Source organism: Streptomyces sp. NPDC003456, from assembly GCF_042878735.1.
Taxonomy (GTDB): domain Bacteria; phylum Actinomycetota; class Actinomycetes; order Streptomycetales; family Streptomycetaceae; genus Streptomyces.
In genome coordinates this window covers 997,352-1,020,156 of record NZ_JBIAOK010000003.1, presented here as the reverse complement: position 1 = coordinate 1,020,156, position 22,805 = coordinate 997,352, and the positions used below count along the sequence as shown (strand labels likewise).

18 protein-coding genes are annotated in these 22,805 nt (G+C 71.2%); 7 read left to right on the top strand and 11 right to left on the bottom strand.

What is annotated here, in order from left to right; translation table 11 throughout:
• Positions 1 to 30 precede the first annotated feature (30 nt).
• Positions 31 to 195 carry a hypothetical protein gene (locus ACFYWG_RS15500; RefSeq protein ID WP_369196239.1) on the top strand — a complete coding sequence of 55 codons (165 nt, stop codon included), beginning with the start codon at positions 31 to 33 and terminating at the stop codon, positions 193 to 195.
• Positions 196 to 312: 117 nt separating this feature from the next.
• On the opposite strand, the gene dnaE is transcribed toward ACFYWG_RS15500, so the two are convergent.
• Positions 313 to 3,852, bottom strand: coding sequence for a DNA polymerase III subunit alpha (dnaE, locus tag ACFYWG_RS15495; RefSeq protein ID WP_376323791.1), 3,540 nt, complete (start codon positions 3,850 to 3,852; stop codon positions 313 to 315).
• 215 nt (positions 3,853 to 4,067) lie between these two features.
• On the opposite strand from dnaE, the gene ACFYWG_RS15490 reads away from it, so the two are divergent.
• The 4 genes from ACFYWG_RS15490 (at position 4,068) to ACFYWG_RS15475 (ending at position 8,919) form a co-directional block, all read left to right on the top strand.
• Positions 4,068 to 5,417 carry a DUF2252 domain-containing protein gene (locus ACFYWG_RS15490; RefSeq protein WP_376323789.1) on the top strand — a complete coding sequence of 450 codons (1,350 nt, stop codon included), beginning with the start codon at positions 4,068 to 4,070 and terminating at the stop codon, positions 5,415 to 5,417.
• A gap of 70 nt (positions 5,418 to 5,487) precedes the next feature.
• Positions 5,488 to 6,183: a hypothetical protein gene (locus ACFYWG_RS15485; RefSeq protein ID WP_389201657.1), complete on the top strand. Its 696-nt coding sequence runs from the start codon at positions 5,488 to 5,490 to the stop codon at positions 6,181 to 6,183.
• A gap of 82 nt (positions 6,184 to 6,265) precedes the next feature.
• Complete coding sequence (locus ACFYWG_RS15480) at positions 6,266 to 7,090, top strand: DsbA family protein (RefSeq protein WP_383503564.1); 825 nt, start codon at positions 6,266 to 6,268, stop codon at positions 7,088 to 7,090.
• A gap of 158 nt (positions 7,091 to 7,248) precedes the next feature.
• The gene (locus tag ACFYWG_RS15475) at positions 7,249 to 8,919 is read left to right on the top strand and encodes an alkaline phosphatase D family protein (RefSeq protein ID WP_389201655.1); all 1,671 of its coding nucleotides are present in this window, start codon (positions 7,249 to 7,251) and stop codon (positions 8,917 to 8,919) included.
• 8 nt (positions 8,920 to 8,927) lie between these two features.
• Here the strand turns inward: ACFYWG_RS15475 and ACFYWG_RS15470 are convergent, their stop codons facing one another.
• Positions 8,928 to 9,497 carry a dienelactone hydrolase family protein gene (locus ACFYWG_RS15470; RefSeq protein WP_376323781.1) on the bottom strand — a complete coding sequence of 190 codons (570 nt, stop codon included), beginning with the start codon at positions 9,495 to 9,497 and terminating at the stop codon, positions 8,928 to 8,930.
• 107 nt (positions 9,498 to 9,604) lie between these two features.
• Here ACFYWG_RS15470 and ACFYWG_RS15465 point away from each other — a divergent pair, with 107 nt between their 5' ends.
• Positions 9,605 to 10,729 (top strand): mechanosensitive ion channel family protein, encoded by a 1,125-nt coding sequence (locus ACFYWG_RS15465; RefSeq protein WP_383503562.1) that lies wholly within the window; start codon positions 9,605 to 9,607, stop codon positions 10,727 to 10,729.
• 81 nt (positions 10,730 to 10,810) lie between these two features.
• Here the strand turns inward: ACFYWG_RS15465 and ACFYWG_RS15460 are convergent, their stop codons facing one another.
• The 6 genes from ACFYWG_RS15460 to ACFYWG_RS15435 all read right to left on the bottom strand — a co-directional run bounded on the left by ACFYWG_RS15460 (position 10,811) and on the right by ACFYWG_RS15435 (position 16,626).
• Positions 10,811 to 11,554 (bottom strand): SDR family NAD(P)-dependent oxidoreductase, encoded by a 744-nt coding sequence (locus tag ACFYWG_RS15460; RefSeq protein WP_383503561.1) that lies wholly within the window; start codon positions 11,552 to 11,554, stop codon positions 10,811 to 10,813.
• A 39-nt stretch (positions 11,555 to 11,593) separates the two neighbouring features.
• Positions 11,594 to 13,180, bottom strand: coding sequence for a Na+/H+ antiporter (locus ACFYWG_RS15455; protein WP_383503560.1), 1,587 nt, complete (start codon positions 13,178 to 13,180; stop codon positions 11,594 to 11,596).
• Positions 13,181 to 13,284: 104 nt separating this feature from the next.
• A complete protein-coding gene (locus ACFYWG_RS15450; RefSeq protein WP_389201651.1) occupies positions 13,285 to 13,755 on the bottom strand; it encodes a GNAT family N-acetyltransferase in 471 nt (156 codons plus the stop codon).
• Positions 13,752 to 14,696 (bottom strand): RluA family pseudouridine synthase, encoded by a 945-nt coding sequence (locus ACFYWG_RS15445; protein ID WP_383503558.1) that lies wholly within the window; start codon positions 14,694 to 14,696, stop codon positions 13,752 to 13,754. The genes ACFYWG_RS15450 and ACFYWG_RS15445 overlap by 4 nt, the downstream gene beginning before the upstream one ends.
• 43 nt (positions 14,697 to 14,739) lie before the next feature.
• Complete coding sequence (lspA, locus tag ACFYWG_RS15440) at positions 14,740 to 15,417, bottom strand: signal peptidase II (RefSeq protein WP_383503557.1); 678 nt, start codon at positions 15,415 to 15,417, stop codon at positions 14,740 to 14,742.
• Between the two features lie 87 nt (positions 15,418 to 15,504).
• The gene (locus ACFYWG_RS15435) at positions 15,505 to 16,626 is read right to left on the bottom strand and encodes a TraR/DksA C4-type zinc finger protein (RefSeq protein WP_389201649.1); all 1,122 of its coding nucleotides are present in this window, start codon (positions 16,624 to 16,626) and stop codon (positions 15,505 to 15,507) included.
• Positions 16,627 to 17,253: 627 nt separating this feature from the next.
• Here ACFYWG_RS15435 and ileS point away from each other — a divergent pair.
• On the top strand, positions 17,254 to 20,406 hold the full coding sequence (gene ileS / locus ACFYWG_RS15430) for an isoleucine--tRNA ligase (protein WP_389201646.1): 3,153 nt from the start codon (positions 17,254 to 17,256) through the stop codon (positions 20,404 to 20,406).
• A gap of 215 nt (positions 20,407 to 20,621) precedes the next feature.
• Here ileS and ACFYWG_RS15425 read toward each other — a convergent pair whose 3' ends face one another.
• The 3 genes from ACFYWG_RS15425 to ACFYWG_RS15415 all read right to left on the bottom strand — a co-directional run bounded on the left by ACFYWG_RS15425 (position 20,622) and on the right by ACFYWG_RS15415 (position 22,783).
• Entirely contained in the window at positions 20,622 to 21,728 is a 1,107-nt protein-coding gene (locus ACFYWG_RS15425; RefSeq protein WP_383507752.1) for a DivIVA domain-containing protein, read from the bottom strand.
• Positions 21,729 to 21,783: 55 nt separating this feature from the next.
• Complete coding sequence (locus ACFYWG_RS15420) at positions 21,784 to 22,071, bottom strand: YggT family protein (RefSeq protein WP_376323762.1); 288 nt, start codon at positions 22,069 to 22,071, stop codon at positions 21,784 to 21,786.
• A gap of 70 nt (positions 22,072 to 22,141) precedes the next feature.
• On the bottom strand, positions 22,142 to 22,783 hold the full coding sequence (locus ACFYWG_RS15415; RefSeq protein ID WP_389201643.1) for a cell division protein SepF: 642 nt from the start codon (positions 22,781 to 22,783) through the stop codon (positions 22,142 to 22,144).
• Positions 22,784 to 22,805 lie beyond the last annotated feature (22 nt).

The window sequence follows — 22,805 nt, the reverse complement described above, 5'->3', positions numbered from 1 at the left end:
GCCCCTAGATCCCCCACAGGAGGCATCACCATGGCCAAGAACAAGAACCGTGACCGCAAGCAGCAGCGCCCGACCGACCGCGGACAGCGGGCGGACCGCCGTCCGGCGGCCGAGGCGGAGGCCCAGCCCGAGGTCGAGTTGACCCCCGGCGACGTGGCGACCCGCAAGCGGAAGCGCAGCTTCGGCCACAACTGACGTCTGTGTGAAGGGTTTGCCGACGCAGGTCCGCCGACCCCCACGCACGTGCACGAGGGGCGTACCAGGTACCGGGTACGCCCCTCACGCGTGCCGGGAGACCGGGCCGGGCCCGGCTCAGCCCGCCAGGCAGGACGGGCCGAGCAGCACCTTCAGGTCGCCGAAGAGCGCCGGGTCGGGCTTGACCCGGTGCCGGTCCAGCCGCAGCACGGTGGTCTTGGTCGGCCCCTGGAGCCGGATGCGGACCTCGCTGTCGCCCTTGTGGTGGCTGAGGACCTCACCGAGGCGGCTGACCAGCGGCGGGGTGACCCGGGTGGCCGGGATGGTGAGGACCACGGGCGCGTTGGTGCCGGCGTTGGACAGGTCCGGGACCATCAGCTCCATCGCGACCAGCCGCGGCACGTCCTCGCGCTTGTCGAGGCGGCCCTTGACGAACACCACGGCGTCCTCGACGAGTTGCGTCGAGACGAGCTGGTAGGTCGCGGGGAAGAACATGCACTCGATGGAGCCGGCGAGGTCCTCGACGGTGGCGATGGCCCAGGCGTTGCCCTGCTTGGTCATCTTGCGCTGGAGGCCGGAGATGATGCCGCCGATGGTGACGACCGCCCCGTCCGCGTGCTCGCCGCCGGTGAGCTGGGAGATGCCCGCGTCGGCCTTGTCGGACAGGATGTGCTCCAGCCCGAACAGCGGGTGGTCGGAGACGTACAGACCGAGCATCTCCCGCTCCTGGGCGAGCAGATAGGTCTTGTCCCACTCGTCGGTGGAGAACTCGACGTCGAGTCCGAAGCCCGGCTCGCTGGTCTCCGCCTCGCCCATGCCGCCGAAGAGGTCGAACTGCCCCTCGGCCTCCTTGCGCTTGACCGCGACCACGTTGTCGATCATCGGCTCGTACTGGGCGGTGAGGCCCTTGCGGGTGTGGCCGAGGGAGTCGAAGGCGCCGGCCTTGATCAGGGACTCGGTGGTGCGCTTGTTGCAGACCACCGCCTCCACCTTGTCGAGGTAGTCCGGGAAGGACGTGTACTTTCCCTTGGCCTTGCGGCACCGGATGATCGCCTCGACCACGTTCGTGCCGACGTTGCGGACGGCGGAGAGGCCGAAGAGGATCACGTCGTCGCCCTGCGCGGCGAAGTTGGACATCGACTCGTTGACGTTCGGCGGGAGCACCTTGATGCCCATGCGCCGGCACTCGTTGAGGTAGACGGCCGACTTGTCCTTGTCGTCCTTCACCGACGTGAGCAGGGCGGCCATGTACTCGGCGGGGTGGTTCGCCTTGAGGTAGGCCGTCCAGTACGAGACGAGTCCGTACGCGGCGGAGTGCGCCTTGTTGAACGCGTAGCCGGCGAAGGGGACCAGCACGTCCCACAGCGCCTGGATGGCCTCGTCGCTGAAGCCCTTCTTGCGGGCGCCCTCCTGGAACAGGACGAAGTTCTTCGCCAGTTCCTCGGGCTTCTTCTTGCCCATCACGCGGCGGAGGATGTCGGCCTCGCCGAGCGAGTAGCCGGCGATGATCTGGGCGGCCTTCTGCACCTGCTCCTGGTAGACGATCAGGCCGTAGGTGACGTCCAGGACCTCCTTGAGGGGCTCCTCCAGCTCCGGGTGGATCGGCGTGATCTCCTGCTGCCCGTTCTTGCGCAGCGCGTAGTTCGTGTGGGAGTTCATGCCCATCGGGCCCGGGCGGTACAGGGCCGACACGGCGGAGATGTCTTCGAAGTTGTCCGGCTTCATCAGCCGGAGCAGGGAGCGCATGGGTCCGCCGTCGAACTGGAAGACGCCGAGGGTGTCGCCGCGCTGGAGCAGTTCGAAGGTCGTGGGGTCGTCGAGCGGCAGGCTCAGGAGATCGATGTCGATCCCCTTGTTGGCCTTCACCATCTTGACGGCGTCGTCCATGATCGTGAGGTTGCGCAGGCCCAGGAAGTCCATCTTCAGCAGGCCGAGCGACTCGCAGCTCGGGTAGTCCCACTGCGTGATGGTCACGCCGTCGGTGTGCCTGACCCAGACCGGGACGTGGTCGGTGATGGTCTCGCTGGACATGATCACGCCGGCCGCGTGCACGCCCATCTGCCGGACCAGGCCCTCCACACCGCGGGCGGTGTCGATGACCTTCTTCACGTCCGGCTCGTTCTCGTACATCCCGCGGACCTCGCCGGCCTCGCTGTAGCGCGGGTGGTTCGGGTCGGTGATGCCGGAGAGCGGGATGCCCTTGCCGAGGACGTCGGCGGGCATGGCCTTGGTGATGCGGTCGCCCATCGCGTACGGGTAGCCCAGCACGCGCGCGGAGTCCTTGATCGCGTTCTTGGCCTTGATGGTGCCGTACGTGCCGATCATGGCGACCTTGTCGGCGCCGTACTTCTCCGTCACGTACCTGATCACCTCGACGCGCCGGCGCTCGTCGAAGTCGATGTCGACGTCGGGCATGGAGATGCGCTCGGGGTTGAGGAACCGCTCGAAGATCAGGCCGTGCGGGATGGGGTCGAGGTCGGTGATGCCGAGGGCGTAGGCGACGATCGAGCCGGCCGCGGAACCACGGCCGGGGCCGACCGCGATGCCCTGCTTCTTGGCCCACATGATGAAGTCGGCGACCACGAGGAAGTAGCCCGGGAAGCCCATCGAGATGATGGTGTCCATCTCGTACTCGACCTGCTTCATGCGGTCGTCCGGGATGCCGTCCGGGAAGCGGCGGTGCATGCCGCGCAGGGTCTCCTCGCGGAACCAGCTGACCTCCGTGTAGCCCTCGGGGATGTCGAACTTCGGCATCAGGTCGCGCTTTTCGAACATGCCGGTGGTGTCGACCATCTCGGCGATCAGGCGCGTGTTGGCGCAGCCCTCCTGCCAGGCGTCCGAGGAGTCGATGGCGTACATCTCGTCCGTGGACTTGAGGTAGTAGCCGGTGCCGTCGAACTTGAAGCGGTCCGGGTCGGAGAGGTTCTTGCCGGTCTGGATGCACAGCAGCGCGTCGTGGGCGCCGGCCTCGTGCGCGTAGGTGTAGTGCGAGTCGTTGGTGACCAGCGGGGGGATGCCGAGCTTCTTGCCGATCTCCAGCAGGCCGTCGCGGACCCGGTGCTCGATGTCGATGCCGTGGTCCATCAGCTCCAGGAAGTAGCGGTCCTTGCCGAAGATGTCCTGGTAGTCGGCGGCCGCCTTCAGCGCCTCGTCGAAGTGGCCGAGGCGCAGCCGGGTCTGGACCTCGCCGGAGGGGCAGCCGGTGGAGGCGACGATGCCCTCGGACCACCGGCTGATGGTCTCCTTGTCCATCCGGGGCCACTTCTGCAGCCAGCCCTCGGCGTAGGCGTCGGAGGAGAGCCGGAAGAGGTTGTGCAGGCCGGTGCTGTTCACCGCCCACATGGTCTTGTGGGTGTAACCACCGGAGCCGGAGACGTCGTCCCGCTTCTGGTGCGGCTGGCCCCACTGGATCTTGCGCTTGTTGCGGCGGGACTCGGGCGCGACATAGGCCTCGATCCCGATGATCGGGGTGATCCCGGCCTTCTGCGCGGAGTGGTAGAAGTCGTACGCCCCGTGGAGGTTGCCGTGGTCGGACATGGCGATGTGCGACATGCCCATCTCGTTGCACGCGTCGAACATGTCCTTCAGCCGCGCGGCACCGTCCAGCAGCGAGTACTGGGTGTGGACGTGCAGGTGCGTGAACGGCGGCTTCGACACGGCTGCGGCCTCCAGGGAAGACGTGGGCGGACGGGGCCCGACAGGCTGCGGACAGTCTGGGGGACAGCGTCGAAGTCTATGCCTCGGCACTGACACGCGGAGGGCTGACCCACGTACCTTCTCGGGGTGGTCGCGGGCACTCCCGCCGGCCGCCGCACGTTAGGCAAGGGGCGGACCGGCCGCCCGCAGACGTCCGCACCAGGAGGCACCCAGCGATGTCGTTCCCGCAGGTCAGCGACGAGCGTCGCGGCGAGGAGATCCTCGCCGTCTTCGACACCGCCTTCGGCCGGCTGCTGGCCGCCGACCCGGCCGCGTTCCGCGTGAAGTTCCGCAAGATGGCCGCGTCGGCGTTCGCCTTCTACCGGGGCACGGCGTGCCTCTTCTACCACGACCTGGACGAGGAGAAGGACGGCGGGCGGACCGGGAGGACGCTCGGTCTGCCCTACCTGGACGAGCGCACCTCGCGCGTGTGGATCCACGGCGACCTGCACGCGGAGAACTTCGGCACCTACATGGACGCCACGGGCCGCCTGATCTTCAACGTCAACGACTTCGACGAGGCCTACGTGGGCCCCTTCACCTGGGACCTGAAGCGCTTCGCGGCCTCCGTCGCGCTGATCGGGTACGCCAAGGCGCTCAGCGACGAGCAGATCTCCGAGCTGGTGACCGTCTACGCGGTCGCCTACCGGGAGCGGATCCGCGCGCTGGCGACCGGCGCCAAGAGCGACGAGGTGCCGCCCTTCACGCTGGACACCGCCCAGGGCCCCCTGCTGGACGCCCTGCGCGACGCCCGCTCGCTGACCCGGTTCGGGCTGCTGGAGTCGATGACGCAGATCCGCGACTTCGAGCGCCGCTTCGCGCCCGGCGGCGGCTCCGTGGAGCTGGACGCGGCCACGCGGTACAAGGTCCTCGCCGCCTTCGACGGCTATCTGGAGACCCTCCCGGACAGCTCCCTGGCCCGCCCGGACTCCTACCGCGTGAAGGACGTCGTGGGCCGGCGCGGCATCGGCATCGGGTCGGCGGGGCTGCCGTCGTACAACATCCTGCTGGAGGGGCACAGCGACGCCCTGGAGAACGACGTCGTGATCTACATCAAGCAGGGCCAGACCCCCGCGGTCGCCCGGCACATCACCGACCCGGCGATCCGCGACTACTTCCGGCACGAGGGGCACCGCACGGTGATCTCCCAGCGGGCCCTGCAGGCGCACGCCGACCCGTGGCTGGGCTGGACCGAGCTGGACGGCGCGGGCCAGCTGGTCGCCGAGGTCTCGCCGTACGCGGTGGACCTCGACTGGAGCGACATCGACGAGGCGGAGGAGATCGCCCAGGTGGTGGCGGACCTCGGGCGGGCGACGGCCGCGATGCACGCGGCGGCCGACGACCAGTCCGGCGAGTCCCTGGTGCCGTTCTCCACGGAGCGGGCCATCGACGCGGCGATCGCGGCCGACGAGGAGGGCTTCGCGCCCCTGCTGGTGGACTTCGCGCACGGCTACGGCGCCCGCGCGCGGGCCGACCACCAGATCTTCGTGGACCTGTTCCGCAACGGCCGCATTCCGGGGCTGTGACGAACGGCACCTTTCACAGGCACCCTTTAGGAGCCTCTTACCGGACCGCGTGACACACTCTCCTATCGCTATGGACATATCCGGGATCCCGCTCAGAGCCGTACGCGCGGCGCTGTTCACGGCCGTGGTCGTGACGCTCAGCACCGCGTCGCACGTGCTGCTGTCGCGGGTCCCGCTGCCGGTGGGCACGGTGACCGCGGTCGCCGCCGCAGTGTTCGCCATCGCGTTCGCCCTGGCGGGCCGCGAGCGCTCCTTCCCGCGGATCGCGGCTCTGCTGATCCCGCTGGAGCTGGCCGCCGACACGGTGTTCACCACGGGCCAGCACGCCTGCTACGGCCGGGCGGGCGGCCCGGTCGCGGGCCCGCTGCGCTCGGTCGGCCTGGAGGTGCTCTGCGGCGGCGGCGAGATCGGCGGCCCGCTGGCCCGCGTCGCCAGCGCCACCGGCACCGAGCGGCTCGCCGCCGCGATCGCCCACGCCGACCCGGCCACGGCCTGGCTGCTGCTCGGTGCGCACCTCGGCGTCGGCCTGACGGCCGCGCTCTGGCTGCGCCGGGGCGAGCGGGCCCTCGCGCAGCTGCTGCGTGCCGTGGCGGCGACGACCTTCCGGCCGCTGCTGCTGGCGGTCGCCGCGGTCACGGTGGAGGAGGCCCTGGCCGGGCGCCGGCTGCCCGTGCCCGCGGCTCCCCGCGGGGACGGCGCGCGCGGCCGGATCCTCGCGTACTCCTTGGGACGGCGTGGACCGCCGTGCTCGCCCGTCCTCGTCTGAGGCTTCAGCCGAGCACCCGCAGTCCCCCCTTTTCGTAGTCCGCGCACCGGCGTGTGCGCGTCCCCCACTGGAGAACACCACCATGAGCAAGCGGAACAGCCAGGCGGCCAAGACGGCGGCCCGCGAGCGGCTGCGCGTCGAGCGCGAGCGCGAGGCCAAGCGCGCGAAGACCAAGCGGCAGGTCGTCGTCGCCGGTTCGATCGTCGCCGTCCTGGCGGTGGCCGGCGGCATCGGCTACGCGGTCGTCCAGGCCAACCAGCCCGACGGATGGGACGCCGCGAAGAACGCCAAGCTCGTCAAGCCGGCCAACACCTCCGGCAAGGACGGCACCACGGTCGTCATCGGCAAGGACAGCGCCGAGAAGACCCTCGTCATGTACGAGGACCCGCGCTGCCCGGCCTGCGCCGCGTTCGAGCAGTCCGTCGGCCCGACCGTCGACAAGGACGTCGAGGACGGCAAGTACAAGGTCCAGTTCGTCGGTGCGACGTTCATCGACCGCAACGTGCCGGGAGTGGGCTCCAAGAACGCCCTGAGCGCGCTCGGCGCCGCCCTGGACGTCAGCCCCGAGGCGTTCCTGAAGTACAAGACGGCCCTGTACTCGACGAAGTACCACCCGAGCGAGACCGAGGACAAGTTCAAGGACGACGACTACCTGATCGAGGTGGCTAACTCCGTCGACGGCCTGAAGGGCAACAAGGCGTTCCAGGCTGCGGTGGAGAAGGGGACCTACGACAAGTGGGCCCTGGTCATGAGCGAGAAGTTCGACGCCGACGGCAAGAAGTACGGCTTCCAGGGCACGCCGACGCTGCTCATGGACGGCAAGAAGGTCACCGGCAGCGACGGCAAGAACACCCCGATGACCCCCGCCGACTTCGACAAGGCGATCGACGCCGCGCTGAAGAAGTAGCCGGGCCCTCCCGGCCGGCCCGCGTACCCGGCCCGCCCCGGCACGGGGCGGCTCCGTGCGGGCCGGCCGGCTGGATGTGAGCGGCCACTGCTGGAACAGCGGGCGAACTTCCGGAGTTCGCCCGCCACCGGTCATACCGACCGGTAACCTGATCGGCCGTGAAAAGTCGATACAGATCATCGAACACGTCCGAGGGCCTCAACTCCCTCACTCCGCGCCGCCGTACGGTCGTCAAGGCCGCGGCGGCGACTGCTGTCCTGGCCGGGCCGCTGGCGGCGACCCTGCCGGCGCGCGCCGTCGACCAGGCCCCCGCCTTCCTGCACGGCGTCGCCTCCGGTGACCCCCTGCCGGACGGCGTCCTGCTGTGGACGCGCGTGACGCCCGTCCCGGAGGCGATACCGGGCTCCGGTGCCGGCCCGGACACCGAGGTGAGCTGGACCGTCGCCAGGGACAAGGCGTTCACGAACGTCGTCGCCAAGGGCTCGACCCTCGCGACGGCCGCCTCGGACCACACGGTGAAGGCCGACATCCGCGGTCTGGAGCCGGCCACCGACTACTGGTTCCGCTTCTCCGCCGGCGGCACCGACTCCCCCGCCGCCCGGACGCGCACCGCCCCCGCGCACGACGCGGCCGTCACGGGCCTGCGCTTCGGCGTGGTCTCCTGCGCCAACTGGGAGGCCGGCTGGTTCTCCCCGTACCGGCACCTCGCGGCGCGCGGCGATCTGGACGCCTGGCTGCACCTGGGCGACTACATCTACGAGTACGGCACCGGCGAGTACGGCACCCGCGGCAAGGTCGTCCGCCCGCACGCCCCGGCGCACGAGATCGTCACACTGGCCGACTACCGCACCCGGCACGCCCGTTACAAGACCGACCCGGACCTGCAGGCGCTGCACGCCGCGGCCCCGGTCGTGGCGATCTGGGACGACCACGAGTTCGCCAACGACACCTGGTCGGGCGGCGCGGAGAACCACACGGAGGGCGCCGAGGGCGCCTGGTCGGCCCGTCAGGCCGCAGCCAAGCAGGCCTACTTCGAGTGGATGCCGGTGCGCCCCGCCCTCGCCGGCACCACCTACCGCCGGCTGCGCTTCGGCAAGCTGGCCGACCTGTCGCTGCTGGACCTGCGCTCGTTCCGCTCCCAGCAGGTCAAGGTCGGCAACGGCGAGGTCGACGACCCGGACCGCACCCTCACCGGCCGCGCCCAGCTCGACTGGCTCAAGGCGGGCCTGAAGGCGTCCGACACCGCCTGGCGGCTGGTCGGCAACTCGGTGATGATCTCGCCATTCGCCATCGGCTCGCTCTCGGCCGACCTGCTCAAGCCGCTGGCCAAGCTGCTGGGTCTGCCGCAGGAGGGCCTCGCCCTCAACACCGACCAGTGGGACGGCTACACGGACGACCGCCGCGAGATCCTGGCGCACCTGCGCGCGAACGCGATCCGCAACACGGTCTTCCTCACCGGCGACATCCACATGGCGTGGGCCAACGACGTGCCGGTCGACGCCGGCACCTACCCGCTGTCCCCGTCGGCCGCCACGGAGTTCGTGGTCACCTCGGTCACCTCGGACAACCTCGACGACATCGTGAAGGTCCCGGAGGGCACGGTCTCCGCCGTCGCCTCGCCGGTGATCCGCGCGGCCAACCGGCACGTCCACTGGGTCGACACCGACCGCCACGGCTTCGGCGTCCTGGACCTCACGGCCGAGCGCGCGCAGATGGACTACTACGTCGTCTCCGACCGCGCCCGGCGCGATGCGACCGCCAAGTGGTCGCGCTCCTACCGCACCCGCAGCGGCACGCAGAAGCTCGAACGCGTCTACGACCCGGTCTGAGCCGTCCCTCAGAGGCTGTCGAGGAAGCCGAGTGCCACCCGCCAGGTGGTCTCGGCGGCCTCCGCGTCGTAGTCGGGCAGGTCGGGGTCGGTGTAGAGGTGGCCGGCCCCGGCGTACCGGTAGACCTCGACGTCGGCGCCGGTGCGGCCCATCTGCAGGTACCAGGCGCTGAGCCAGTCGTCCGTCTCGAAGGGGTCGGGCTCGGCCACGTGCAGCTGGACCGGCAGGTCCTCGGCCGTCACGCCCGGGGCGATGTCCGACGTGCCGTGCAGGAGCAGCAGGCCGCGCGCCTTGTCGTCGCCGAGGGCCAGGGTCTGGGCGACGGAGGCGCCGAGCGAGAACCCGGCGTAGACCAGCCCGCGCTCCGAGTAGGGCGCCGCGGCCAGCACCGCCCGCTTCAGCAGCTCGTCCTTGCCGATCCTGTCGTTGTGCTCCATGCCCTCCTCGACCGTGTCGAACGTGCGTCCCTCGAAGAGGTCGGGCGTCCACACCTCGTGCCCGGCCGACCGCAGCCGGTCGGCGGCCTGGTGCACGGCGGGCCGCAGCCCGTACGTCGAGTGGAAAAGCATGATGTTCATGGGGCCATGGTGCCAGCCGGGTGTGACGGCCCGGGATCACGGCAGTACCCACGACGCCGTGGAAGTCACATGTTCATGTTCCCGGGGAGCCGGTTAGGTTCGGTGGCATGGAGAACCTGCTACGACCGCTGATCGTGGTCGGTGGCTCGGTCGTGCTCACGCTGGTGATCGGCTGGGCCACCGACTTCCTTCTGCGCAAGGCCGACCGACGGCACCACGACACCCCGCTGTGGGGTCTGCTCCGCCGTGCCCGCATCCCGTACCAGCTCGTGCTGTGCGCCGCCCTGCTGAGAGGGTCCTACGAGCAGGCGCAGCTGCTGCAGAGCCGTGAGGAGGCCGTCGGCCGGACGCTGACCCTGGTGCTGATCGGGTCCACCGCCTGGCTGGTCATCCGGATCGCGGCGGCGATCGTCGAGACGTCCTACAGCCGCTACGCCCACGCCCGGGCGCACCGGGACCCGGCCCGGGTCCGCCGGGTGCGCACCCAGGTGACGCTCATCATGCGGGTGGTGTCCGCGGTGGTCGGCGTGGTGGCCGCGGCGAGCATGCTGCTGACCTTCCCGGCGTTCAAGGCGGCCGGCGCCTCGCTGCTGGCCTCGGCCGGAATCCTCGGCATCGTCGCCGGTGTCGCCGCGCAGTCCACGCTGAGCAACATGTTCGCGGGCTTCCAGATCGCCTTCGGCGACATGGTGCGCATCGGGGACACGGTGGTGGTGGACGGCGAGTGGGGCACGGTCGAGGAGATCACCCTGACGTTCCTGACCGTCCGCACCTGGGACGAGCGCCGGATCACCATGCCGGTGTCGTACTTCACGTCCAAGCCGTTCGAGAACTGGTCGCGCGGCACTCCGCAGATGACCGGCATCGTGTTCTGGCACGTGGACCACTCGGCGCCCGTGGAGGCGATGCGCGACAAGCTCCGGGACATCCTGCGCGAATGCCCGGCCTGGGACGGCCGCGCCTTCAACCTGTCCGTCACGGACAGCACCCCCAGCACCATGGAGGTGCGGGCGCTGGTGACGGCCAAGGACGCGGACGACATCTGGACCGTCCGGGTCACCGTCCGCGAGGAGATGATCCGCTGGCTGACCGCGGAGCACCCCTACGCCCTGCCCCGGGTGAACACCGCCGACGCGGTCCTGCCTCCGTCCCGCAACGGCCACCGCCATGCCCACGACTCCGTGCCGGCGCAAGCGCGCCGCTTCCACGGCGTGAGCCGCACGGAGCGCTGACAGAGCCGTTCCGCCCGCACCGCGGGAGGGCCGCCCGCGAGCGCGGGCGGCCCTTTCGCGCGTACCGGGTCGGTGTCCCCGTCAGTGTCCCCGTTCGGCGCCGCCGTTGACCTGGATGATCTGGGAGGTGATGTGCCGGGCCCCCGGTGAGGCCAGCCAGTGCAGGGTCCCGGCGACGTCGCCGGGCGTCCCGGCCCGGCCGGTGGAGGTCTCGGCGATGAGCCGCTCCCGCCGATCGGCGGCCATCGCGTCCCCGAAGAACTCGGTGTCCTCGACGTACCCGGGCGCGACGACGTTCACGGTGATGCCGCGCGGGCCCAGCTCCCGCGCCAGCTCGTGGGCGTACGGGTGCAGTCCGGCCTTGGCGGCCGCGTAGGCCCCGCTCCCCGATCCCCGGTAGGCGGCGATCGACCCGAGGAACAGCACCCGTCCGCCGGGCTCGGCCAGGCGCGGCTTCAGCGCCTCGGTGAGCAGGACGGCGGTCAGCAGGTTGAGCCGGAAGTTCACGGTCCAGGTGCGGGCGACGCCGTGCAGCGGGTCGTCGTCCCTCCCGGGGTCCGGTTCGAGCAGTCCGCTGCCCCCGGCGCTGTGGACGAGCACGTCGACGGCGCCCAGCTCCTGCTGCACGAAGGCGGCCACCGCGCGCACGTCGTCCGGCTCGGTGAGGTCGGCCCCGTACGTCAGGGCGCCGGGCACCCCGGCCTTCTCCAGGACGTCGGCCCGCCGGCCGAGCAGCAGCACCCGGTCGCCGTCCGCCGCGAACACCCGCGCCGCCGCGCGTCCGATCCCCGTGCCGCCGCCACTGATCACCACGTTGCGTGCCATGCCGACGACCTTACGACCCGTCAGGCGGCGGGCGCGACATCAGCGCAGGCTGCGCACGTCCAGGTGCCGCAGCACCCGGTCCACCACCTCCGGGTCGGCGCCCGGCTCGCTGCGCGCCGACAGCACCTCGTGGCGTGCCGCGCTGAGCATCTGCTGCTGGATCTGCCGGACCCGCTTCACCCGCCGGGCCCGCTCCCGGTGGGCCTCGCGCCGCTCGTCCTCGGCCAGTTCCGGGCTGATGCGCACCGCGATGTCCGTGGCCCGGCGGAACATCTGCTCGGACAGCTCCTCCGGCAGCTCCTCGTCCTCCTCGATCTCCCGCAGCCGCTGCTTGGCCGCCTTGGCCGCGCGCAGCGCCAGGGCCTTGGCGAACTCCTTCTCGTGGTCGGTGTCGGCCTTCACGCCCAGGCGCCGCACCAGCCAGGGCAGGGTCAGTCCCTGCAGCACCAGCGTCGCCATGATCACCCCGAAGGCGATGAAGATGATCTCGTCGCGGCTGGGGAACGGGGCGCCGCTGTCGGTCTCCAGCGGGATCGCCAGCACCAGCGCCACGGAGGCGACCCCGCGCATCCCCGCCCACCACATCACGACGGTCTCGCGCCAGCTGACCGGGATGTCCTCGTCGTAGTCGCGCCGGGCGTGCAGCCGTTTGGTCAGCCAGGTCGCCGGCAGCAGCCACAGCAGCCGGACGAGCACCACCACGCCCACCACGAGCGCCGACCACCCGAGCAGTTCGCCCCACCGCCCGGACGCGGTGTTGATCGCGTTGTGCAGCTCCAGGCCGACCAGCCCGAAGGCGACACCGGTGACGAGCGTGTCGACGATGTTCCAGAAGGTGTGCCCGGCCAGCCGCGTCATGACGTCGTCGGCGTCCGAGCCGTGCTCGGCGAGGAACAGCGCGGTGGTGAGCACGGCGAGCACGCCGGAGCCGTGCAGTTCCTCGGCCATCACGTAGGAGGCGTACGGCACCAGCAGGGTGAGCCCGATCTGGAGGGTCGCGTCGCCCAGGAGGTCCATCAGCTTGTTGGCGCCCCAGCCCAGCACGAGCCCCACGGCCACCGCCACGACGGCCGACAGCACCAGGTCCAGCCCGGCCTGCCAGGGCGAGAACGTCCCGCTGACGGCGGCGGCGATCGCCACGTGGTAGAGCACGATGGCCGTCACGTCGTTGAACAGCCCCTCGCCCTCCAGGATCGACACCAGCCGGCGGGGCAGGCCCAGCTGCCCGGCGACGGCGGTCGCGGCGACCGGGTCGGGCGGTGCCACCAGCGCCCCGAGCGCGAAGGCGGCGGCGAGCGGCAGGCCGGGCACGATCGCGTCGGCCGCGGCGGCCACACAGGCCATGGTGACGAACACCAGCGCCACGGCCAGCAGGAAGATGGGTCTCTTGTTGGCCGTGAACTGCCGCCAGGAGGTACGCCGCACGGCCGCGTACAGCAGGGGCGGCAGCAGCAGCGGCAGGATGAGGTCCGGCGGGATCTCGACGTTCGGCACGAACTCGAGCAGCGCCAGGGCGATGCCGAGGAGGGTCATGAGCACCGGAGCGGGGACTCCGAGCCGGTCCCCGACCGGCACACTGATCACGGCCCCCAGCAGCAGGACGAACAGCAGGGCCAGCTGATCCACGGTCGGCGCTCCGGGAGGTCAGAGGTGCACACTGATCTCAAGACTGCCACGCGACTGCCTGGGCAAACCGTTGCCGCACCCGCCGCGGCACGGCCCGGGACGGCTCAGAGCGAACGCCGCATCCCCTGATGCGGAATCCCGGCCTCCAGGTACTCCGGCCCGTACGGCTCGTAGCCGAGCCGCGCGTAGAAGCCGAGCGCGTGCGTCTGCGCGTGCAGGTCCATGGCCGCCAGTCCGCGCGCGCGTGCCGCGTCCTCGACGGCCCGCACCAGGGCGGCCCCGACCCCGAGCCCGCGCGCGGGGGCCGCCACCGCCAGCCGGCCGAGGCACCCCACCGAGGGGTCCGCGCCGGTCTGCGCGACGGCCGCCGCGCCGGTCAGCAGCCGCCCGGTGCCGAGCGGCACGCCGTCCTCCCGGACGGCCAGCACGTGCACGGCGCCGGCGTCGTACGCGTCGTACTCGAGGTCCTCGGGCACGCCCTGCTCGCCGACGAAGACCTCCTTGCGCACCGCGAAGCACGCCTCGAGGTCGGCCGGGTCCTCGGCGACCCGCACCGCGTAGCCCGGGGTGCTCACGCGTACGTCTCCTCCCGGACCTGGTCCAGGGCCTGCTGCAGGTCCTCCGGGTAGTCGCAGGAGAACTCGGCCCACCGGCCGTCGCCGGGGTGCTCGAAGCCGAGGCGCACCGCGTGCAGCCACTGCCGGGTCAGGCGCAGGCGCTTGGCGAGCGTCGGGTCCGCGCCGTAGGTCAGGTCGCCGACGCAGGGGTGGCGGTGGGCGGCCATGTGGACGCGGATCTGGTGGGTGCGGCCGGTCTCCAGCTTCACGTCCAGCAGGGACGCCGCGCGGAACGCCTCGATGAGGTCGTAGTGGGTGACCGACGGCTTGCCCTCGGCGGTGACCGCCCACTTGTAGTCGTGCTGGGGGTGCCGGCCGATGGGCGCGTCGATGGTGCCGCTGGTCGGGTCGGGGTGGCCCTGGACCAGCGTGTGGTACCGCTTGTCGACCGTGCGCTCCTTGAACTGGCGCTTGAGCGAGGTGTAGGCGTACTCCGACTTGGCGACGACCATCAGCCCGGACGTGCCCACGTCCAGGCGGTGCACGATGCCCTGGCGCTCGGCGGCCCCGGACGTCGAGATCCGGTACCCGGCGGCGGCGAGGCCCCCGATGACGGTCGGCCCGGTCCAGCCGGGCGAGGGGTGCGCGGCCACGCCGACCGGCTTGACGATGACGACCACGTCGTCGTCGTCGTGGACGATCTCCATGCCCTCGACCGGCTCGGCCACCACCTGCACCGGCGCCGGTGCCTGCGGCATCTCGACCTCCAGCCAGGCGCCGCCGTGCACGCGCTCCGACTTGCCGACCACCGACCCGTCGACCGTGACCTTCCCCGAGGCGGCCAGCTCGGCCGCCTTGGTGCGGGAGAAGCCGAACATGCGGGAGATGGCGGCGTCGACGCGCTCGCCCTCCAGGCCGTCGGGCACGGGCAGGGTACGGATCTCGGGAAGCGTGCTCACCCGTCGAGTATGCCGGACGGGTCCGGCAGGGCCGTACGCGCGCTCAGTCCTTGTGGACGGTCCCGTCGGGGTCGAGCCCCTTGAACGACAGCAGGACGATCAGGATGCCGCCGCACACGATCGCCGAGTCGGCCAGGTTGAAGACGGCGAAGTGCTTGGGCGCGATGAAGTCGACGACCGCGCCCTCGAAGACGCCCGGCGCCCGGAAGATCCGGTCGGTGAGGTTGCCCAGCGCGCCGCCGAGCAGCAGGCCCAGCGCGATCGCCCAGGGCAGGCTGTAGAGCTTGCGGGCCAGGCGGGCGATCACCACGATCACGGCCGCCGCGATCACCGTGAAGATCACGGTGAAGGCCTCCCCGAAGCCGAAGGCCGCGCCCGCGTTGCGGATCGCCTCGAACTTCAGCCAGTCGCCGATGATCTCGATGGGCGGGTGGTGCTCCAGCTTCGCCACCACGATCAGCTTGCTGACCAGGTCCAGGGCGTAGGCGACCGCGGCCACCGCGAACAGGACCGCGATGCGGCGCTTGCCCCGGGGCCGCTCGGAGGCGCTCCGCGGCCCGTCGGCCCCGTCGGCCGCCGGGGCCGAGCCGGTGCCGGCGGCGGGAGCGCCCTCGGAGCCGGCGCGCCCGCCGGGCGCCGCGTCCTCGCCGGGCCGCTCCCGCCCGCTGCCGGCCGCGTCCGGAGTGTCCGGCGTACCGATGATGCGCTCCGCCTCTGCCACGTGAGTCCCTCGCCTAGGTGCCTGACTGAGGACGAGGGTACGACACGCCCGGCGCGATCCACGTGCTCAGGAGGCATTCGGCCCCGGTCAGTACCTGCGCTCCTGCTTCTGCTTGCACTCCACGCAGAGCGTGGCCCGCGGGAAGGCCTGCATCCGGGCCTTGCCGATGGGGTTGCCGCAGTTCTCGCACAGGCCGTAGGTGCCCGTGTCGAGGCGCTCCAGCGCGCGCGTGGTCTGGTCGAGCATCTCGCGCGCGTTGGCCGCCAGCGCCAGCTCGTGCTCGCGCGTGATGTTCTTGCTGCCGGTGTCGGCCTCGTCCTGCCCGGCGCCGTCGCCGGAGTCCCGCATCAGACCGGCCAGCGACCGCTCCGACGACGTGATCTCCTCGCGCAGCCGCGTCTCCTCCGACATCAGCTCCGACCGCGCCTCGTCGACCTCCTCCGCCGTCCACGGGTCCTCCCCCGGACGTACCGCCAGCTCACCGGGCTCGGCCGCGCCGCGCGCCTTGGGCACCGCGGTCTTGGCCGCCGTCGCCGTGCCAGGAGTCTTCTTCGCACCCACCGTGGTCGCTCCCGTCTGCTGCGCGGCGTGGGCCGCGCCCGCCTTCTTGGCCGTGCTGCTCCCGGCCGTGTCCTGTGTGGCCGCGCCGGTCCGGGTGGTGCCCTTCCCGGTCGCGCCCTTCGTGGTGGTGCTCGCACCCCGGGCGTCCTGCTCGGCGACGCCCCGGGCTCCCTTCTCCGCGACGGCCTCCCCGGCCTCCGCCGCCCCCGTGCCCCCCGCGGCCTTCCCGCCCGTGGCCTTCTTCCCCGCCGTCTTCCGGGCGGCGGGCCTCTTCGCAGCGGGCTTCCCGGCCGTGAGATCCCCGGCGTGCTTGGGTGCCGCGGCCTCCCCGGTGGCGGCCCTGCGGTCGGCGGCCTCGCTGCCGGCGGACTCCCCCGAGGACGCCCTCGCGGACGCCGTCCCCCCGGCGGCCGGCCCGCCCTCCGCTGCGCCCGCCGTCGTGGCGGCCGCCTTCCCGGCCGCCGCCTTCGTCGTGCGGACGACCTTCTTCGCACCCTCGGTCGCCTTCCGCGCCGCCCCCTTCACCGCCCGCCCCGCCGGGCCCGTCTGCGCGGACTTCTTCCCGCCGGCGTCCTCGGCCACGCCCTCGGAGGCCCCTGCGGACGCGCCGGACGCCGGCTGCTGTACGGCGGACTTCTTCGCCACCATGGCCGCGGCCCCTTCACATATTGTGATCTTGCTCGTGAATCGTGCTGGGACGATAAATCGACTCGAGTCCCGCGGCAACGGGGCACACCGCCCGATTCGCCCGCCCGCGCACGCCGCGCGGCGGACCTGCATCCGTTGTGCCCAGCTCCCCGCCGGGTAATCCGCCGGTCAGGGCGTCCCAGGATCCGAACACCCATACCCTCTCCAATCGGGTCATCAAACCCATCTCGCCCGCGCGGCGTCTCCCGGTCTCCGCCCGGCCCGGAAAGCGGTCGGCCCGGAAAGCGGTCGGCCACCGGCGGCGCGGCGCCGTACACTGGGCGGAGCGAGAAGCGTGGATGGGGACGAGTAGCGGCGTACGCAGCCCAGAGCGACCCGGGGACGGTGGAAGCCCGGGGGCGAGCGCGACGTGAAGATCACCCCGGAGCCGCCGGAAGAACGCCGCAGCGAGGGCAGCGGCCAGTAGACCCGGCATCGCGACCCCAATGAGGGGGCTCACCGGCGCACACCCCGTGCCGGGGGGCCAAGGAGGGTGGTACCGCGGGAGCGCGCCGAAGGCGGCGCAGGCAGACGTAGCTCTCGTCCCTCCGGACGGAAGGCAGCAAGTCCGCCGGAGGAAGCCCGCTGATGACATCGCCGACGTACCGCCAGGTACCCGCCCAGGTCGACCTGCCCGCCCTCGAGCACGCCGTGCTCGACTTCTGGCGCGAGCAGAAGATCTTCGCCAAGAGCCTGGAGCAGTCCGAGGGCCGCCCCGAGTGGGTGTTCTACGAGGGCCCGCCCACCGCCAACGGCATGCCCGGCGCCCACCACATCGAGGCCCGCGTCTTCAAGGACGTCTTCCCCCGCTTCCGCACCATGCGCGGCTACCACGTCGCCCGCAAGGCCGGCTGGGACTGCCACGGCCTCCCGGTGGAGCTCGCCGTCGAGAAGGAACTGGGCTTCTCCGGCAAGCAGGACATCGAGGCGTACGGCATCGCCGAGTTCAACGAGAAGTGCCGTGAGTCGGTGACCCGGCACACGGACGCCTTCGAAGAGCTCACGACCCGCATGGGCTACTGGACCGACCTCAACGACCCGTACCGCACGATGGACCCCGAGTACATCGAGTCGGTCTGGTGGTCGCTGAAGGAGATCTTCACCAAGGGCCTGCTGGTCCAGGACCACCGCGTCGCCCCCTGGTGCCCCCGCTGCGGCACCGGCCTGTCCGACCACGAGCTGGCGCAGGGCTACGAGACGGTCGTCGACCCCTCGGTCTTCGTCCGCTTCCCGCTCACCTCGGGCCCGCTCGCCGGCGAGGCCTCGCTGCTGGTGTGGACGACGACCCCGTGGACCCTGGTGTCCAACACCGCGGTGGCCGCCCACCCCGGGGTCACCTACGTCGTCGCGACCAAGGGCCCGGAAGGGACGGAGAAGCTCGTCGTCGCCGAGCCGCTGCTCGGCAAGGCCCTCGGCGAGGGCTGGGAGGCCACCGGGCAGACCTTCACGGGCGCGGAGATGGAGCGCTGGACCTACCGGCGCCCCTTCGAGCTGGTGGAGTTCCCGGAGCCGGCGCACTTCGTCGTCAACGCCGAGTACGTCACCACCGAGGACGGCACCGGTCTGGTCCACCAGTCCCCCGCCTTCGGTGAGGACGACCTCAAGGTCTGCCGCTCCTACGGCCTGCCCGTGGTCAACCCGGTCCGCCCGGACGGCACCTTCGAGGAGGACGTCCCGCTGGTCGGCGGCGTCTTCTTCAAGAAGGCCGACGAGAAGCTCACCGCCGACCTCGACGAGCGCGGCCTGCTCTTCCGGCACGTCCCGTACGAGCACAGCTACCCGCACTGCTGGCGCTGCCACACCGCGCTGCTCTACTACGCCCAGCCGTCCTGGTACATCCGCACCACGGCCGTCAAGGACCGCCTCCTCGCGGAGAACGAGGGCACCAACTGGTTCCCGGACACGGTCAAGAACGGCCGGTACGGCGACTGGCTGAACAACAACATCGACTGGGCGCTGTCCCGCAACCGCTACTGGGGCACCCCGCTGCCGATCTGGCGCTGCGAGGACGACCACCTCACCTGCGTCGGCTCCCTCACCGAGCTGACCGAGCTGACCGGCACCGACCAGTCGGGCCTGGACCCGCACCGCCCGTTCATCGACGAGGTCACCTTCGCCTGCCCGCAGGGCGGTTGCGGGAAGACCGCCACGCGCGTGCCCGAGGTGATCGACGCCTGGTACGACTCGGGCTCGATGCCGTTCGCGCAGTGGGGCTACCCGTACAAGAACAAGGAGCTGTTCGAGGCCCGCTACCCGGCGCAGTTCATCTGCGAGGCCATCGACCAGACCCGCGGCTGGTTCTACACGCTGATGGCGGTCGGCACGCTCGTCTTCGACAAGTCGTCGTACGAGAACGTGGTCTGCCTCGGTCACATCCTCGCCGAGGACGGCCGCAAGATGTCCAAGCACCTGGGCAACATCCTGCAGCCGATCCCGCTCATGGACCAGCACGGCGCCGACGCGGTCCGCTGGTTCATGGCCGCCGGCGGCTCCCCCTGGGCGGCCCGCCGCGTGGGCCACAGCACCATCCAGGAGGTCGTCCGCAAGACGCTCCTGACCTACTGGAACACGGTGGCCTTCCAGGCCCTGTACGCCCGTACGTCGAACTGGGCCCCGTCCGCGGCCGACCCGGCCCCGGCGGACCGCCCGGTCCTGGACCGCTGGCTGCTGTCCGAGCTGCACGCACTGACCGACCAGGTCACCCGGGCACTGGACAGCTACGACACCCAGCGCGCCGGCAAGCTGCTGTCCGCGTTCGTCGACGACCTGTCCAACTGGTACGTGCGCCGCTCCCGCCGCCGCTTCTGGCAGGGCGACAAGGCGGCCCTGCGCACGCTGCACGAGGTCGTCGAGACCGTGACGCAGCTCATGGCCCCGCTGACCCCGTTCATCACCGAGCGGGTCTGGCAGGACCTGATCGTCCCGGTCACCCCGGACGCCCCCGAGTCGGTGCACCTGTCGTCCTGGCCGGAGGCGGACCTGTCCGCCATCGACCCGGAGCTGTCGAAGCAGATGGTGCTGGTGCGCCGCCTGGTCGAGCTGGGCCGGGCCACGCGCGCGGAGTCGGGCGTCAAGACGCGCCAGCCGCTGTCCCGCGCGCTGATCGCGGCGACCGGCTTCGAGGCGCTGGACAGCGAACTGCGCGCGCAGATCACGGAGGAGCTGAACGTCGAGTCCCTGGCCACGCTCAGCGAGGTCGGCGGATCCCTGGTGGACACCACGGCCAAGGCCAACTTCCGCGCGCTCGGCAAGCGGTTCGGCAAGCGCGTCCAGGACGTCGCCAAGGCCGTCGCGAACGCGGACGCGGCCGCCCTGTCCCTGGCCCTGCGCGAGGGCACGGCGTCGGTCGAGGTCGACGGCGAGACCATCACGCTGGCCCCCGACGAGGTCATCATCACCGAGACCCCGCGCGAGGGCTGGTCGGTGGCGTCCGACGCGGGTGCGACGGTCGCCCTGGACCTGGAGATCACCGAGGAGCTGCGCCGTGCGGGCCTGGCCCGTGACGCGATCCGCCTGATCCAGGAGGCCCGCAAGAACAGCGGCCTCGACGTGGCCGACCGCATCGCGCTGCGCTGGACCGCCGCGGACCGGGCGACCGTGGAGGCCCTGACCGACCACGCCGGTCTCATCGCCGACGAGGTGCTCGCCACCGACTTCGCCCAGGGCGAGGCGGACGGCACCTACGGCGAGCCGTTCACCGACGAGGGCCTGACCCTCACGTTCCGCCTGCGCAAGGCGTAGCCACCACCGACCGAAGGCCCGGTCCCGCCAAGGATCTTGGCGGGACCGGGCCTTCGGCGTCGCCGGCGCGGAACAGGGGTGCGTGCGCACCCGCCCGGTGCGCGGGACGCGGAACGCGGAACGCGCGTAGCACAAGGGCGAGGCCCCGGGAGGGATCCCGGGGCCTCGCCCTGAACGCTGCCGACCGCTACGCCGTACTACGGGCCATCAGGCCGTCAGTTGTCGTCCTCGTCGATCAGGAAGCCCCGCATGGGCGAGGGCGCCTGACCCATCGGCGACGGGCCCTGCGGGCGCACCGGCGCCATGGGCTGGGTCATCGCCGGGGACATCTGCTGCTGGCCGCCGTAGGACGGAGCGGACGGCGAAGGGGCGCCGCCCATCGTCTGGTTACCGCCGTACGACGGAGCGCTCGCACCGGCCGGAGCCATCGAGGGCGCCGGGGACGGCGGCAGGGACGCGGTCGCCGGGGTGCGCGGCGGGGCCAGCGAGTCGTCGGCCTGGGTCTCCAGCTGGCGCAGCTGCGACTCCAGGTACGACTTCAGACGCGTGCGGTACTCGCGCTCGAAGCCGCGCAGGTCCTCGACCTTGCGCTCCAGCGTGGCGCGGGCGGACTCCAGGGAGCCCATCGCGACGCGGTGCTTCTCCTGCGCGTCCCGCTCCAGGGCGTCCGCCTTGGCACGGGCGTCCCGCTCCAGACCCTCGGCACGCGAACGGGCCTCGCCGACGATCTTGTTGGCCTCGGAACGGGCCTCCGCGATCGCCTGGTCGGCGGTCTGCTGGGCCAGCGACAGGACACGGGCGGCGCTGTCGCCACCGGGAGCCTGCTGACCGGGGCCGCCCATCGGACCGCCCATGGGGCCGCCCATCGGGCCGCCCATCTGCTGCATCGGGGGCTGGCCCATGGGACCCGGACCCTGGCCCATCGGGCCGGGACCCTGGGGGCCGCCCTGACCGCCGGGACCGGCGGGCAGCTGCGGGGCACCGCTCGGCAGCTGGGGCGGACCACCCATGGGGCCACCCATCTGCTGCTGCGGCGGGCCCGATATGCCGGCGGGCACGGGACCACCCGGACCGCGCATGCCCTGCTGCTGTTGCTGCTGGTCCTGCTGCTCCGGAGGCTTGCGCATGTTCTGCTGGTTCTGCGCGGCGGCGCGCGTGGCCGCGGCCAGCTTGGCGCGCAGGTCCTCGTTCTCGCGGAGCAGGCGGGTCAGTTCGGCTTCGACCTCGTCGAGGAAGGCATCGACCTCGTCCTCGTCATAGCCTTCTCGGAGGCGGACGGTCGTGAACTGCTTGTTCCGCACGTCCTCGGGGGTCAACGGCATCTCTTCACCTCAACGTAGTCGTCGGCAGTCGGCAAGACCGTATCTGTCACATCGCTCACATCGCGTTCCGCACGAGTGTGATCAGGATGTAGACGATGATCATCAGTACGAAGAAGGACAGGTCGAGCGCCACGCCCCCGAGACGCAGCGGCGGAATGAACCGCCGCAGAAGCTTGAGCGGTGGATCGGTGACAGTGTAGGTGGCCTCCAGAACGACCACCATCGCCTTGCCGGGTTGCCACGAGCGGGCGAACTGGAAGACGTAGTCCATGACCAACCGGAAGATGAGCACGATGAGGAAGCACATCAGCGCGATGTAGACGACATCCAAGACCACGCTCATGACCTCTTGCTTCCCTCTCCCCTGTGCCCTGCTGTGTTGCGATGTGTACTGATGTTTCCGGTGGTGCGTCTCAGCTCTGGTTGAAGAACCCGCCCTCTGCGATGCGGGCCTTGTCCTCCGCCGTGACATCGACGTTAGCAGGCGACAACAGGAACACCTTCTGCGTCACCCGCTCGATACTGCCGTGAAGACCAAACACCAAACCGGCCGCAAAGTCGACAAGTCGCTTCGCGTCTGTGTCATCCATCTCAGTCAGATTCATGATCACCGGGGTGCCCTCACGGAAGTGTTCCCCGATGGTACGGGCCTCGTTGTAGGTCCGCGGGTGAAGTGTGGTGATCCGGTAAGGCTCTCGTTCGGACACGACCTTGGGCATGATCACCGGTGCGTTCTTCTCCAGATTTGGGCGTTCTTGTGTGATGGATGCCACGGGCGCGATGCGCGCCGGGCGGCTGGATTCCGCGGGGAGCGAAGCGGAGCGGGCGGCCGGTTCGCGAGGGGCGGGCGGCTGTACGACTCGTACCTCTTCGTCCCTTTGGGGCTGATGTGAGACATGCGGCTGGTGGGACGGCTCGTGCCGTCGGTGGTCCCGCTCGGGCTCCGGGTCCAGTTCGGGTTCGAAGTCGTCGTCGGGGTCGAATCCGCGGCCGTCGTACCCATCGTCCTCCACGAGGCCGAGGTAGACCGCCATCTTGCGCATCGCGCCGGCCATGCTCTGAGTCCTCCGCTCTGTG

Excerpts from the sequence above, each read along its gene's own strand:
- ACFYWG_RS15500 (WP_369196239.1), top strand. The coding sequence starts at position 31 with ATGGCCAAGAACAAGAACCGTGACCGCAAGCAGCAGCGCCCGACCGAC.
- ACFYWG_RS15490 (WP_376323789.1), top strand. The coding sequence starts at position 4,068 with ATGTCGTTCCCGCAGGTCAGCGACGAGCGTCGCGGCGAGGAGATCCTC.
- ACFYWG_RS15485 (WP_389201657.1), top strand. The coding sequence starts at position 5,488 with ATGGACATATCCGGGATCCCGCTCAGAGCCGTACGCGCGGCGCTGTTC.
- ACFYWG_RS15480 (WP_383503564.1), top strand. The coding sequence starts at position 6,266 with ATGAGCAAGCGGAACAGCCAGGCGGCCAAGACGGCGGCCCGCGAGCGG.
- ACFYWG_RS15470 (WP_376323781.1), bottom strand. The coding sequence starts at position 9,497 with ATGAACATCATGCTTTTCCACTCGACGTACGGGCTGCGGCCCGCCGTG.
- ACFYWG_RS15465 (WP_383503562.1), top strand. The coding sequence starts at position 9,605 with ATGGAGAACCTGCTACGACCGCTGATCGTGGTCGGTGGCTCGGTCGTG.
- ACFYWG_RS15460 (WP_383503561.1), bottom strand. The coding sequence starts at position 11,554 with ATGGCACGCAACGTGGTGATCAGTGGCGGCGGCACGGGGATCGGACGC.
- ACFYWG_RS15435 (WP_389201649.1), bottom strand. The coding sequence starts at position 16,626 with ATGGTGGCGAAGAAGTCCGCCGTACAGCAGCCGGCGTCCGGCGCGTCC.
- ileS (WP_389201646.1), top strand. The coding sequence starts at position 17,254 with ATGACATCGCCGACGTACCGCCAGGTACCCGCCCAGGTCGACCTGCCC.
- ACFYWG_RS15425 (WP_383507752.1), bottom strand. The coding sequence starts at position 21,728 with ATGCCGTTGACCCCCGAGGACGTGCGGAACAAGCAGTTCACGACCGTC.
- ACFYWG_RS15420 (WP_376323762.1), bottom strand. The coding sequence starts at position 22,071 with ATGAGCGTGGTCTTGGATGTCGTCTACATCGCGCTGATGTGCTTCCTC.
- ACFYWG_RS15415 (WP_389201643.1), bottom strand. The coding sequence starts at position 22,783 with ATGGCCGGCGCGATGCGCAAGATGGCGGTCTACCTCGGCCTCGTGGAG.